General features: G+C 72.4%; 8 protein-coding genes. 1 reads left to right on the top strand and 7 read right to left on the bottom strand.

From position 1 onward, the window contains the following. Nucleotides 1–208: 208 nt before the first annotated feature. The 3 genes from whiA to rapZ are packed head-to-tail and all read right to left on the bottom strand — an operon-like array spanning nucleotide 209 to nucleotide 3123. Complete coding sequence (whiA, locus tag ABZ793_RS14235) at nucleotides 209–1189, bottom strand: DNA-binding protein WhiA (protein ID WP_067304387.1); 981 nt, start codon at nucleotides 1187–1189, stop codon at nucleotides 209–211. A gap of 54 nt (nucleotides 1190–1243) precedes the next feature. Next, nucleotides 1244–2239: a uridine diphosphate-N-acetylglucosamine-binding protein YvcK gene (gene yvcK, locus ABZ793_RS14230; RefSeq protein ID WP_357456809.1), complete on the bottom strand. Its 996-nt coding sequence runs from the start codon at nucleotides 2237–2239 to the stop codon at nucleotides 1244–1246. Then, the gene (rapZ, locus tag ABZ793_RS14225) at nucleotides 2236–3123 is read right to left on the bottom strand and encodes an RNase adapter RapZ (RefSeq protein ID WP_350709376.1); all 888 of its coding nucleotides are present in this window, start codon (nucleotides 3121–3123) and stop codon (nucleotides 2236–2238) included. Before rapZ ends, yvcK begins: the two co-directional genes overlap by 4 nt. Nucleotides 3124–3426: 303 nt before the next feature. Here rapZ and recQ point away from each other — a divergent pair, with 303 nt between their 5' ends. Next, nucleotides 3427–5265, top strand: coding sequence for a DNA helicase RecQ (gene recQ, locus ABZ793_RS14220; protein ID WP_357456807.1), 1839 nt, complete (start codon nucleotides 3427–3429; stop codon nucleotides 5263–5265). A 135-nt stretch (nucleotides 5266–5400) separates the two neighbouring features. Here the strand turns inward: recQ and ABZ793_RS14215 are convergent, their stop codons facing one another. The 4 genes from ABZ793_RS14215 to uvrA all read right to left on the bottom strand — a co-directional run bounded on the left by ABZ793_RS14215 (nucleotide 5401) and on the right by uvrA (nucleotide 13984). Next, entirely contained in the window at nucleotides 5401–7638 is a 2238-nt protein-coding gene (locus tag ABZ793_RS14215; protein WP_357456805.1) for a hypothetical protein, read from the bottom strand. 549 nt (nucleotides 7639–8187) lie between these two features. After that, nucleotides 8188–10164, bottom strand: a complete 1977-nt coding sequence (uvrC, locus tag ABZ793_RS14210) for an excinuclease ABC subunit UvrC (RefSeq protein WP_357456803.1) — start codon at nucleotides 10162–10164, stop codon at nucleotides 8188–8190. A gap of 246 nt (nucleotides 10165–10410) precedes the next feature. Beyond that, nucleotides 10411–10893 (bottom strand): Rieske (2Fe-2S) protein, encoded by a 483-nt coding sequence (locus tag ABZ793_RS14205; protein ID WP_357456800.1) that lies wholly within the window; start codon nucleotides 10891–10893, stop codon nucleotides 10411–10413. A 151-nt stretch (nucleotides 10894–11044) separates the two neighbouring features. After that, nucleotides 11045–13984: an excinuclease ABC subunit UvrA gene (uvrA, locus tag ABZ793_RS14200; RefSeq protein ID WP_357456798.1), complete on the bottom strand. Its 2940-nt coding sequence runs from the start codon at nucleotides 13982–13984 to the stop codon at nucleotides 11045–11047. Nucleotides 13985–14174 lie beyond the last annotated feature (190 nt).

Here is a 14174-nt window from a genome sequence, read left to right as displayed (position 1 = left end):
GTGTGCGCCGACCGTTGGAGCCGGCCGTTGACGGTTCATCTCGGCCACCCCGCCGCGGTCTCGAAGGACCTGACCGCCCGAGGCGGTGTGCACGGCGAGGAGTGCCTGTGCCGGCCCCCTTGCCGTACGCAGCGACCCTATCCGAGCGTGCGACGCCGTGCAGCGCCGGGTGGTGATCCCACTGGCGCCGCCGACCCTCACCGTCCTATCAGACCACGAGCATGTCGGGCGTGACGGCCGCTTCCGTATCCGGGATGCCCAGGTCCCGGGCCCGCTTGTCCGCCAGCGCCAACAGCCGGCGGATCCGGCCGGCGATGGCGTCCTTGGTCAGCGGGGGGTCGGCCAGCGCGCCCAGCTCCTCCAGCGACGCCTGCCGGTGCTCCAGGCGCAGCTGACCGGCCGAGGTCAGGTGGTTCGGGGCGTCGTCGGCGAGGATCTCCAGCGCCCGGGTGACCCGGGCGGCGGCGGCCACCGCGGCGCGCGCCGAGCGGCGCAGGTTGGCGTCGTCGAAGTTGGCCAGCCGGTTCGCGGTGGCCCGGACCTCGCGGCGGACCCGGCGCTCCTCCCAGGCCAGCACGCTGGAGTGCGCGCCGATGCGGGTGAGCAGCGCGGCGATCGCGTCGCCGTCCTTGACCACCACCCGGTCCACCCCGCGCACCTCGCGGTTCTTGGCGGTGATGCCGATCCGGCGGGCCGCGCCGACCAGGGCCAGCGCCGACTCGGGGCCGGGGCAGGTGATCTCCAGCGCGCTGGAGCGGCCGGGCTCGGTCAGCGAGCCGTGCGCCATGAACGCGCCCCGCCAGGCCGACACCGCGCAGCACACGTTCGCGGCGACGACGTGCGGCGGCAGGCCCCGCACCGGGCGGCCCCGCACGTCGAGCAGCCCCGTCTGCCGCGCGAGGGCCTCGCCGTCCTTGACCACCCGCACGATGAAGTGGCTGCCCTTGCGCAGGCCGCCGGAGGCCAGCACGTGGATCTCGCTGGGGTAGCCGTAGACCTCGGCGATCTCCCGCCGCAGCCGCCGGGCCACCGCCCCGGTGTCGAGTTCGGCCTCCACCACCACCCGACCGGAGACGATGTGCAGCCCGCCGGCGAAGCGCAGCAGCGCCGCCATCTCCGCCCGCCGGCAGCAGGGCTTGGGCACGTCGACCCGACTCAGCTCGTCCTTGACCGCAGCCGTCATCGCCATTGTGCGTCCCCTCACGGACCTGTTCCGGCGTGTCGCCGGAGATTACGTACGTGTCTAACGATCGGCGCCCAGGACAGGCACCAGTGCGGCGCCCAGGGCGGCCGGATCATGACGGGGAGTGCCGTCGGTGACCGCGACGGGAGCGAGGACCAGGCGGGCACCCAGCGATTCTGCCGCACGTTCGACCGGTTCGGGGTCACCCGCCGCCTTGGAATCGGCGACCACATGGTCGACCTTCAGCTCCGGCAGGTACCAGCGCAACGCCGCCAGGTGGTCGGCCAGGGAGAGCCCGAGCGTCTCCTTCTCCGACGCGAGGTTCAGCGTCACCAACCGCCGCGCGGGGCTGGCGACGACGGCGGCGGCCAACTCCGGCACCAGCAGGTGCGGCAGCACGCTCGTGTACCAGCTGCCGGGCCCGAAGATCAGCCAGTCCGCCGCGCCGATCGCGGCGACCGCCTGCGGGCAGGCCCGCGGGGCGACCGGGGTCAGCCGCAGCGACTCCACCCGGCCGGTGGTCACCGCGACCTGGTGCTGGCCGGTGACCGTACGCACCTCGTCCGGCCGGCCCGGGTCGGCGCCGCGCACCCGCGCCTCGATGCCCACCGGCTCGCAGGACATCGGCAGCACCCGGCCCACCGCGCCGAGCATCGCACCGGCGTGCTCCAGGGCGGCCACCGGGTCGCCGAGCAGCTCCATCAGCCCGCAGAGCACGAGGTTGCCCACCGCGTGCCCGGCCAGCCCGTCGCCCCGCCCAGGGGCCGGGTCCCCGGACCCCGGCGGCGGCACCTCGGCGAAGCGGTGCTGGAACAGGCCGGCGCTGCGCCGCGTGGCGGGGTGGTCCCCCGCCAGCGCCACCAGCGCCTGCCGCAGGTCGCCCGGGGGCAGGCCGCCCCGCTCGGCGCGCAGCCGGCCGCTGGAGCCGCCGTCGTCGCCGACGGTGACCACCGCCGTGATGTCCAGGTCCAGCTCGGGGGCGCAGCGGCGCAACGCGCGCAGCGAGACGGACAGGCCGTGCCCGCCGCCGAAGGCGACCACCCGCGTCGCCGTCACTCGCGCCCCAGGTCGCGGTGCTGGGCGTTGGCGGCCAGGCCGGACTGGCGCAGCCGGGCCGCCAACTCCTCGGCGATGGCCACGCTGCGGTGCTTGCCGCCGGTGCAGCCGACCGCGACGGTCAGGTAGCGCTTGCCCTCCCGCTCGAAGCCGGCGGTGGTGGCGTTGACCAGATCGGCGTACGAGGCGACGAAGGCGTCCGCGCCCTCCTGCCCCAGCACGTACGAGCTGACCGCCTCCTCCCGGCCGGTGTGCTCGCGCAGCTCGGGCACCCAGTACGGGTTGGGCAGGAAACGGGCGTCGAGCACGAAATCGGCGTCCGGCGGCAGGCCGTACTTGAAGCCGAAGGAGAGCACGGTGACCCGCAGCCGGCGGGCGTCCTCGCCGCCGAACAGCTCCTCGATGCGGCGGCGGAGCTGGTTGACGTTCAGGTGGCTGGTGTCGATGATCACGTCGGCCTGGTCGCGGGCCTCCTCCAGCAGGCCGCGCTCGACCGCGATGCCGTCGGCGAGCCGCCCGTCGCCCTGCAACGGGTGCGACCGGCGGACGCTCTCGAACCGCCGGATCAGCACCTCGTCGTCGGCGTCGACGAACACCACCCGGGGCGAGAAGCCGCGCTCCTTCAGCTCCCGGATCGCCCCCGCCAGGTCGGTGGAGAAGGCGCGCGAGCGCACGTCCAGCACCATCGCGGTGCGCCGGGCCGCCCCGCCGGCCTTGAACGCCAGCTCCGCCATGTCGAGCATGAGCGCCTGGGGCAGGTTGTCCACCACGTAGAAGCCGACGTTCTCCAGCGCCCGGGCGACCGTGCTGCGACCGCCGCCGGAGAGGCCGGTGACCACCACCAGGGTGGTGTCCGGCTCCGCCGGGGCCGGCTGCCCCGTCACCGTCGCGCCCCGATCCTCGGCCGTACGCGCCTCGCTCACCCACTACCCCCCAGCCGTGGCGCCGCGGCCGGGACCCCCGGCCGCGTGGTCAATCTGCGACTCTATCCCGCCGCTGCCGGCCCACCGTCGTACGCCCGCGGGCGGCGTGGCCCGACGGGCTGCCGCACCTCCGTCGGCGTCCGGCCCGGCCGCCCCGCCCGGCGGGCGGTGGGGAGCCGCCGGTGTCCGGCCGTCCGGGCGCGGCCGGCGCGCCGGGGCTGCTCGGGCCGGCCGGGTGTCGGGGGCGGTTCGTAGAATCCCCGGATGGCTTCCCCCACCGACCTGCGCACGTCCGACGCCCTGGAGACGCTGCGCCGGGTGTTCGGCTACGACGCCTTCCGCGGCTTCCAGCAGGAAGTGATCGACCACGTGGTGGCCGGCGGCGACGCGTTGGTGCTGATGCCGACCGGTGGCGGCAAGTCACTGTGCTACCAGATCCCGGCGCTGGTGCGTGACGGCGTGGCGGTGGTGGTCTCGCCGCTGATCGCGCTGATGCAGGACCAGGTCGACGCGCTGACCGCGGTCGGCGTGCGGGCCGGCTTCCTCAACTCGACGCAGGACCTCGACGCCCGCCGCGCGGTGGAGCGGGCGTTCGTCGGCGGCGAGCTGGACCTGCTCTACCTCGCCCCGGAGGCGCTGGGCACCCGCCCGGTGCAGCAGCTGCTCGACCGGGGCCGGATCGGCCTGTTCGCCATCGACGAGGCGCACTGCGTGTCGCAGTGGGGGCACGACTTCCGCCCCGACTACCTCGCCCTGTCGATGCTGCACGAACGCTGGCCGGACGTGCCCCGGATCGCGCTCACGGCCACCGCGACCAGCGCGACCCGCGCCGAGATCGCCACCCGGCTGAAGCTCACCGACGCCCGGCACTTCGTGGCCAGCTTCGACCGGCCCAACATCCAGTACCGGATCGTGCCCAAGCGCGAGCCCCGCAAGCAGCTGCTGGGCCTGCTGCGCGACGAACACCCCGGCGACGCCGGCATCGTCTACTGCCTGTCCCGCGCCTCCGTGGACAAGACGGCGGAGTTCCTCACCGCCAACGGCATCGCCGCGCTGCCCTACCACGCCGGCCTGGACGCGGCGACCCGCGCGCGGAACCAGCAGCGGTTCCTGCGCGAGGACGGCCTGGTGATGGTGGCGACCATCGCCTTCGGCATGGGCATCGACAAGCCCGACGTCCGCTTCGTCGCCCACCTCGACCTGCCCAAGTCCGTCGAGGGCTACTACCAGGAGACCGGCCGCGCCGGGCGGGACGGGCTGCCGTCGACCGCCTGGCTGGCGTACGGGCTGCAGGACGTGGTGCAGCAGCGCAAGATGATCGAGACCTCGGAGGGCGACCTCGCCCACCGGCGCAACCTCGCCGCCCACCTCGACGCGATGCTGGCGCTCTGCGAGACGGTCCGCTGCCGCCGCGCCCAACTGCTCGACTACTTCGGCGAGCAGACGACGGCCGCCTGCGGCAACTGCGACACCTGCCTCGACCCGCCGGAGTCGTGGGACGGCACGGTCGCGGCGCAGAAGCTGCTCTCCACGGTGTTCCGGCTCGACCGGGAACGCAACCAGCGCTTCGGCGCGGGGCACTGCGTCGACATCCTGCTCGGCCGCACGACCGACAAGGTCACCCAGTACGGCCACGACTCGCTGACCGTGTTCGGCATCGGCGGCGAGCTGCGCGAGGCCGAGTGGCGCGGCGTGGTGCGCCAACTCCTGGCCGAGGGGCTGCTGGCGGTCGAGGGCGACTACGGCACGCTGGCCCTGACCGAGGCCAGCGCGGAGGTGCTGGGCCGCCGCCGCACGGTGATGATGCGGCGCGAGCCGGAGCGGGTCGCCTCACCCCGGGCAGCCAAGCCGCGGGGGGCGGCCACCGTCGTGGCCGACCTGTCGCCGGCGGCCGCCGGGGTCTTCGAGCGGCTGCGCGCGTGGCGGGCGGCCACCGCCAAGGAGCAGGGCGTCCCGGCGTACGTGATCTTCCACGACGCGACGCTGCGGCAGATCGCCACCGACGCGCCGGCCTCCCTGGCGGAGCTGTCCCGGGTCAGCGGCGTCGGCGAGAACAAGCTGGCGAAGTACGGCGAGCAGATCCTGGCCGTCCTGGCCGAGTGACCGGCGGCCGGCTGAGCCAGCGGCTACTCGACCGCAGCTGCCGGCGACGGGTTCGCCGGGCGCGACGATCGGGTCGGGAAGCAGAACCTCCCGACCCGATCGCGGTTGATCGCCGGAGCGGCCCGGCAGTCCGGATCAACCGGCGGAGTCTGCCTCAGGGCTGAGACGGAACACCTCGTCGGAACGGGTGTAGTACAACGTGTGCCCGTCACGGGCGAAGGTGTAGTTGGTGATCCCGGCGGCCAACCTCCGTGACTCCAGTGTCGTCGCATCGACCTGGAAGAGGTTGCCCCGGCTCAACGCGTACAGGGTGCCGTCCTCGGCGAACTCGAGGTCCGCGCTGACCCAGACGGCGGCCCCCTGCCACAGGTACGGGGTGAGCTGGGTCTTGCGCAGCACCTGGCCGGTGGCCGGGTCCAGCTCGTACAACCGACCCATGTCGATCGCCCAGAGGTTGCCGTTCGGGGCGACGGTCAGGGCGGTCACGGCCTCAACCTCCGGGCTGAGCGTGATCTCCCACAGCTTGGCGGCGCGGGTGGTGTCCCAGGCGAAGATCTTCGCGGTCCGGTCCGTCGGCGTGGAGCCCAGCCCACCGTGGACGGAGGTGCCGGCGAAGAGCACCTGGCCCGCCGCGGCCAGCGACACGATACTGTGGCCCGGAACGACATCCCGGTGCGTGACAAGTTCCCCGGTCTGCGGGTCGTACAGGCCGAGAACCCCGCCGAGCTTGCCGTAGGAGGGGACAGTGCCGAAGGCCACCCGGTCGCCCACGGACGCCCAGGCGAACGGCCGGTCCTGTTCGAGGTGCTCCAGGCTGCCGACGTGCTCGGGGTTGGTGGCGCCGTCCCACTGCCGCGTCGGGTCGTACCGGTACAGGTTGGCCCGGGTGTACGTCCCGAGGTAGAGGTCGCCGTCGTGGGCCAGCATCCCCTCGACCTGCCCGACGTGCCCGCGCGGCAGCTGCTCGGTGGTCCCCGTCGCCGGGTCGTACGCGGAGACACCCTCGTACATGTAACCGCCGGTGTAGATCCGACCGTCGGGTCCCCGGCCGATCGACTGGATCTTGATCGGTGCCGTCTCCACGTCGGCCTGGCGGATGTCGTGCTTTCCGGTCACCGGGTTGTAGAGAGCCAGCTCGCCGGTCTGGTACATGAACGCGAGCGTGTTGCCCGGGAAGTCTGCGCTGCCCAGGTGCACCCAGCCGAAGTCCCGCGCCGGCCTGAGGTTCTTCATGCCCGTCCTTCGCACCTGGCCGGATGTGAGGTTGTAGGCACGCAGTTCACCGGCCGCGTCGATGTAGTAGACGTCCCGTTGCGGCCCGGGCTCCGACACACTGCCGAACGAGGTCGGCCCGAGATCGGTGGCCCACTCACCTCGCTTCAGGTCGTAGGCGAGCAGGTGGTTGCCCGGGGTGACCCGGGCGAACATCGTGTCGCCCCGGATGTCGAGGAAGTAGACGAACTCGTTGTCGCGGTGCTCGGCGGGGAGCTCGATGGTGCGCCGGGTCCCGTTGCCGGGATCGAGCACGACGATGCGCGGCTTCGAACTGCCGAGGCCGGCGTAGACCAGTCCGTCGGCGACGGCGACGCTGCGCACGTACGCCTCCTCCGAGACGCTGCCGTAGCTGGTGAAGTCACCGGTGGCGGGGTTGAAGCTGAACACCTCACCCTTCGGGTAGGTGCCACCCCAGACGATGCCGTTCTCGTCGACCTCCAGGTCCCACAGGTAGAGGGCGTTCGGGGTGGCCCGGCCCAGCGACTCCAGCTTGGCGGTCGACGGCGACCAGCGGTAGAGCGCCCCGTCGTTGTAGGCACCGACGTAGACCGAGCCGTCGCCGCCAGTGATGACTGTCCATGATCCCTGTGCGCCAGCGGGCAGGGAGACCGCGTGCCTGAGATCGCCGGACGCTACGTCGATCACCTCGAACCGGGCGGGCGTACCCGTGGTGACGGCGTATATCTCCTCGCGACCGTCGGGCCCCACACCGTACGCGGTGTCGAGGATGTTGGCGGCCACCACAGGGTGCCCGATGGAGGTCTCGGTCCGCGGCACAGCGCGCCGGAACGTGACGTCGTCCCAGGTGACGCTGGTGACGTCGCCGGTGGACGAGTAGAGCAGGATCCGGGCGGCGGCCGTCCCCGCAGGGGTTGTCGCGGTCACCCCTTCCCAGGCCCAGGCGGTCGGGTCGCCGTAGTAGATGCGGTGCGAGCTGCTGGACAGCTGCCGCCCCGCCGCGTCGTAGTAGTAGACGACGATCGACGGAATGCCCCGCTTGACGAGCACCCAGGCCCCGAAGTCGTACTTCTGGCCAGCGATCACCGGCACCGGGTCGCTGAGCAGGCCAAACTGGCCGGTGTTGCTGGGATCCTCCATGGAAAGCGCCTGCGACCCGCCGCGCGTCGGCGATGCGACAACGCTGAAGCCGCCCGTCCCGTATCTTTGGGTCCAGCCCGGAATTGCAGTAGCCGAGGCAGGATCCTCGAATCCACCGTTCCGCACGACCGGGTCCACGGTCAGCGACTGGGCCGGCGCAGCGGCGAGAGCCCCGCTACCCGTTGACGCCATGAGGACACCGGCCGCTATGGCCAGGCGCAGTTTCCGCATCGATATGAGCAAGTCGACCTCCGTCAGAGCGGTGGCGTGAAGGAAGATTCGCGGCTGTCGACGGTTTCCCACCCACCATCACGGGCCGCATTACGGCCTTGACCGTATATCGAACCTGCCGGATGTCAAGACCCTGACGCAGTCGGGCACGGCGGCCGGCCGCGGGCCGCGGCGGCGGCTCGGTGGGCGTGGGCCGGCGGCCGTACCGCCGGCAGCTCGGGGGTCCGGAAGAAGGCGAGGGCCCGGAAGGGCCGGTTACCTGCCGTGGACGCCCGGAAGGGCCGGTACGGCACGGAGCAGAGGCGTCTGGACTGGCAGTCAGGACCGCGCGGACGGCTCACCGCCGCCGAGGGCGGCGAGGATCGCCTCGGCGGTGCGCCGACCGACGCCGGGCACCTCGGTGATCTCCTCGACGGTGGCGGCGGAGAGCCGCTTGAGTGAGCCGAAGTGCCGCAGCAGCGCCTTGCGCCGCACCTCGCCCAGGCCGGGGACCTTGTCCAGCGCCGACTCGGTCATCCGCTTCGAGCGCCGCTGCCGGTGGAAGGTGATGGCGAAGCGGTGGGCCTCGTCGCGCACCCGTTGCAGCAGGTAGAGCCCCTCGGACGTGCGCGGCAGGATGACCGGGAACTCGTCGTCGGGCAGCCAGACCTCCTCCAGCCGCTTCGCCAGGCCGCAGAGCGCCACGTCGTCGACGCCCAGCTCCGCGAGGGCCTGGGCCGCCGCCGCGACCTGAGGCGCGCCGCCGTCGACCACCACCAGCTGCGGCGGGTACGCGAACCTGCGCGGCCGGCCGGTGGTCGGGTCGATCAGGGTGCCGACCCGCGGCTCGTCGGACCCGGCCTGCCCGGCCGGGGCGTCGGGGTCGTCGGCCGGCTCGACGCCCACCTCACCGGTCTCGGCGCGGGCGTCGAGATAACGGGCGAAACGGCGGCGCAGCACCTCCGACATGGCGGAGAGGTCGTCGGTGGCGCCACGGATGATGAACCGTCGGTATTCGCTCTTGCGGGGCAGCCCGTCCTCGAAGACGACCATGCTGGCCACCACGTCGGTGCCCTGGATCTGCGAGATGTCGAAGCACTCGATGCGCAGCGGCGAGGTGCGCATGTCGAGCGCCTCGCTGATCTCGTCGAGGGCCTTGCTCCGGGTGGTCAGGTCGCCGGCGCGGCGCAGCTTGTGCCGCGCGAGGGCGTCCTTGGCGTTGCGTTCGACCGTCTCCAGCAGGGACCGCTTGTCGCCGCGCTGCGGCACCCGCAACGTCACCCTGCTGCCCCGGTGGCTGGAGAGCCAGTCGGCCAGCGCGACGGCGTCGGCGGGCAACTCCGGCACGAGCAGCTCGCGCGGCACGTCGGCCTCGCCCTGCTCACCGCCGTAGACCTGCGTGCAGAAGTGGTGCACCAGGTCGCCCGTGGTCAGGTCCTCCGTCTTCTCCACCACCCAGCCACGCTGGCCCCGGACCCGGCCGTCGCGGACGTGGAACACCTGGACGGCCGCCTCCAGGGGGTCGTCGGCGAACGCGACCACGTCGGCGTCGGTGCCGTCGCCGAGCACCACCGTCTGCTTCTCCATCGCCCGGCGCAACGCGGCGATGTCGTCGCGCAGCCGGGCCGCCCGCTCGAACTCCAACTGCTCGCTGGCCTCGGTCATCTCCCGTTCCAGCTTGCGGACCATCGTGTCGGTGCGGCCCGCCATGAACTCGCAGAAACCGTCGACGATCTCGCGGTGCCGCTCCGGGGTGACGCTGCCGACGCACGGCGCCGAGCACTTGCCGATGTAGCCCAGCAGGCAGGGGCGGCCGACCTGGCCGGCGCGCTTGAACACCCCGGCGGAGCAGGTGCGGGCCGGGAAGACCCGCAGCAGCAGGTCGAGCGTCTCGCGGATCGCCCACGCGTGCGAGTAGGGCCCGAAGTAGCGCACCCCCTTGCGCTTGGCGCCCCGCATCACCTGCAGGCGCGGGAACTCCTCGTCGAGGGTGACCGCCAGATAGGGGTACGACTTGTCGTCGCGGTAGCGGACGTTGAAGCGCGGATCGTACTGCTTGATCCAGGTGTATTCGAGCTGGAGCGCCTCGACCTCGGTGCCGACCGTGACCCAGTCGACCGACTCGGCGGTGGTGACCATCTGCTGGGTGCGCTGGTGCAGGCCCCACAGGTCGGCGAAGTAGGAGTTGAGGCGGCTGCGCAGGTTCTTCGCCTTGCCGACGTAGATCACCCGGCCGGTGCCGTCGCGGAACCGGTAGACCCCCGGTGACTCCGGGATCGTGCCGGGCGCGGGACGGTAGGTCGAGGGGTCAGCCACGGCAGCAAGCCTAGTCCGCACCCCCGACAGCCCCCGCCAGGAGCGCGGGCGCCGCCCCACCCGCCCGGGCCCGGTGGACGACCCGCCGGCGACGCGGCCGGTGTCCTGGTGCTGGAGCGGTTCCTGCCGCCGGCCGCCCTCCGGGAGCCCCCGCCGGCCGGCCGGCGGGCGACGGTCGACGCGGCCGCCACGACGGGATGACGACGGCCGACGACCCGGTGGGGTCGCCGGCCGCGGTGCGTCCGGTCAGGCCAGCGAGATCTGGTCGCCCGTGACCTTGATGTTCTTCGGCGGGAGGGGCTTGGTGGCCGGGCCGCCCTTCACCGAGCCGTCCTCGATGGAGAACTTGCTGAAGTGGCAGGTGCAGTTGATGGTGCCGCCGTCGACGTTGGTCACCGGGCAGCCCTGGTGCGTGCAGATCGAGTCGAAGGCCTTGAAATCACCCGCGGTCGGCTGCGTGATCACCACGCCCTGGGCGGGGTAGACGGCGCCGCCGCCGACCGGGATGTCGGCGGTGCGGGCCAACGACTGCGCACCCGCGCGGTCGCCGCCGCCGGCGTCGCCGCTGCTGGGCACCGCCGGGCCGCCGCTGGTCGGGGTCGCGCCGCCGCCGGAGTCGTCGCTGCCGCAGGCAGCCAGGACCACCGCCGCGCCGACCGCGCCGGCGCCCGTGAGAAGGGCACGCCGGGTCTGCGTCGCCGGCCCGGTCAGCTCCTGCTCGTCACTCATGCCTTGCCTCTCTCTCGGCTGCCGCCGCCCAGTGATGATCCGCGGCCACGCTCGGGTACACGCAACACTGTGCCCGACGGTTCACCCGATCGGCGAGCACCGGGCTGGCCGGACGGGCCCGGCGGCCCGCCCGGTCGGGTGCCGGCGCGCCTCAGCGGGCCCCGGCCGGGACCTTCCGCGCGCGGGACTTCGCGCCGTTGGCCTTGGCCGCCCGGGAGGTGGCCGCCGCCGCGCCCTTGGCCTCGCCGTCGAGCTTGAGCACCTGCCGCAGGAACTGCCCGGTGTGGCTCTCGGGCACCTCGGCGACCTCCTCGGGAGTGCCCGTGGCGAGCACCGTGCCGCCCCGGTGACCGCCCTCGGGGCCCATGTCGATCAGCCAGTCGGCCGACTTGATCACGTCGAGGTTGTGCTCGATCGTGATCACCGTGTTGCCCTTGTCGACCAGCCCTTCCAGCACCATCAACAGCTTGCGGATGTCCTCGAAGTGCAGGCCGGTGGTCGGCTCGTCGAGGACGTAGACCGTCCGGCCGGTGGAGCGCTTCTGCAGCTCCGAGGCGAGCTTGACCCGCTGCGCCTCGCCGCCGGACAGCGTCGGCGCGGGCTGGCCGAGCCGGACGTAGCCCAGGCCGACGTCCACCAGCGTCCTGAGGTGCCGGTAAATGGCCGGGATCGCGGAGAAGAACTCCGCCGCCTCCTCGATCGGCATCTCCAGCACGTCGGAGACGGTCTTGCCCTTGTAGTGGACCTCCAGGGTCTCCCGGTTGTAGCGGGCGCCCTTGCAGACCTCGCACGGGACGTACACGTCGGGCAGGAAGTTCATCTCGATCTTGATGGTGCCGTCGCCGGAACACGCCTCGCAGCGGCCGCCCTTGACGTTGAACGAGAACCGGCCCGGACCGTACCCCCGGACCTTTGCCTCGGTGGTCTCCGCGAAGAGCTTGCGGACGTGGTCCCAGACCCCCGTGTAGGTGGCCGGATTGGACCGCGGGGTACGCCCGATCGGCGACTGGTCGACGCCGACCACCTTGTCGACGTGCTCCAGCCCGGAGACCCGGGTGTGCCGGCCGGGGACCAGCCGCGCGCCGTTGATCTGGTTGGCCAGCACCGCGTAGAGGATGTCGTTGACCAGCGTGGACTTGCCGGAGCCGCTGACCCCGGTGACCGCGATGAGCTGACCCAGCGGGAACGACACGGTCAGGTTGCGCAGGTTGTGCTCGCGCGCGCCGTGCACGACCAACTCCCGGCCGGGGGTCTGCGGGCGGCGCTGCTGCGGCGTCGGGATGGACCGGCGGCCGGACAGGTACGCCCCGGTCACCGACTCCGGGTTCTCCAGCAGCGCCGGCACCGAGCCGCTGTGCACGATCTTGCCGCCGTGCTCGCCGGCGCCCGGGCCGATGTCGACGATCCAGTCGGCGGTGCGGATGGTGTCCTCGTCGTGCTCGACCACGATCAGCGTGTTGCCCAGGCCGCGCAGCCGGACCAGGGTCTCGATGAGCCGGTGGTTGTCCCGCTGGTGCAGCCCGATCGACGGCTCGTCGAGCACGTAGAGCACCCCGACCAGGCCGGAGCCGATCTGGGTGGCCAACCGGATGCGCTGCGCCTCACCACCGGAGAGGGTGCCGGCCGGGCGGTCCAGGGAGAGGTAGTCCAGGCCGACGTCGAGCAGGAACTTCAGCCGGGCGTTGATCTCCTTGAGCACCCGCTCGGCGATCATCTTCTGCCGGTCGGTCAGCTCGATGCCGGCGAGCAGGTCGGCGGCCTCGCCGACCGACAGGTTGCAGACCTCGGCGATGCTCTTGCCGGCCAGGGTCACCGCGAGCACCTCGGGCTTGAGCCGGGCGCCGCCGCAGGCCGCGCACGGCACGTCCCGCATGTAGCCCTCGTACTTCTCCCGCGACCACTCCGACTCGGTGTCGGTGTGCCGGCGCTCGATCCACTGCACCACGCCCTCGAAGCCGGTGTAGTAGGAGCGCTCGCGGCCGAACTTGTTGCGGTAGCGCACGTGCACCTGGTCGTCGGAGCCGTGCAGGATCGTCTTCTGCGCCCGGGACGGCAGGGCCCGCCACGGAGTGTCGACGTCGAAGTGCTCGGCCTCGCCGAGGGCCTCCAGCAGGCGGAGGAAGTATTCCAGGTTGTGCCCGGTCGACCAGGGCTGGATGGCGCCCTCGCGCAGGCTGCGCTCGGGGTCGGGGACGACCAGCTCGGGGTCGACCTCCTTCTTGGTGCCGATGCCCGTGCACTCCGGGCACGCCCCGTAGGGCGCGTTGAAGGAGAAGACCCGGGGCTCCAGGTCCTCGATGGCGAGCGGGTGGTCGTTGGGGCAGGCCAGGTGCTCGGAGTAGCGCCGCTCGCGCTCCGGGTCGCCCTCGGCCAGGTCGACGAAGTCGAGCAGCACGAGGCCGTTGGAGAGGCCCAGGGCGGCCTCGACCGAGTCGGTCAGCCGCTGCTTGGCGCTCGGCTTGACGGTGAGCCGGTCGATCACCACCTCGATGGTGTGCTTCTCCTGCTTCTTTAGCTTCGGCGGCTCGGTGAGCGGGTGCACCACGCCGTCGACCCGGGCCCGGGCGTAACCCTTGGCCTGGAGCTCGGCGAAAAGGTCGACGTACTCGCCCTTGCGGCCGCGCACCACCGGCGCGAGCACCATGAACCGGGTGCCCTCGGCCATGGCGAGGACCCGGTCGACGATCTGCTGCGGCGTCTGCCGGGAGATCCGCTCGCCGCAGACCGGGCAGTGCGGCTCGCCGATGCGGGCGAACAGCAGCCGGAGGTAGTCGTAGACCTCCGTGATGGTGCCCACCGTCGAGCGCGGGTTGCGCGAGGTGGACTTCTGGTCGATGGAGACGGCCGGGCTGAGGCCCTCGATGAAGTCGACGTCCGGCTTGTCCATCTGGCCGAGGAACTGCCGCGCGTACGACGACAGCGACTCGACGTAGCGGCGCTGCCCCTCGGCGAAGATCGTGTCGAAGGCCAGGCTCGACTTGCCCGACCCGGAGAGCCCGGTGAAGACGATCAGGGCATCCCGGGGCAGGTCGAGACTGACGTCACGCAGGTTGTGCTCGCGCGCGCCACGGATGATCAGTCGGTCGGCCACTGTCCGTGTACTCCCGGGTGAAGAAGATGAGGAGGAAATGTCCGCTCTGAGGCTGGTCTGAGCGGTTGTCTGCGCACAGGAAAGGCGCCCCGGCAACTCTAGCCCCGAGGTACGACACTTTTCCCCGCCGGCACGTTCCCCCAGCTCAGCCCGGTCGGCCGCGCCGCCGCCCACCCCCTCTGGCACGGGC

Source organism: Micromonospora sp. NPDC047465 (assembly GCF_040643125.1).
Classification (GTDB): domain Bacteria; phylum Actinomycetota; class Actinomycetes; order Mycobacteriales; family Micromonosporaceae; genus Micromonospora.
Note: the sequence above shows the minus strand (reverse complement) of the source record. Positions and strands in the feature narration are given on the sequence as shown.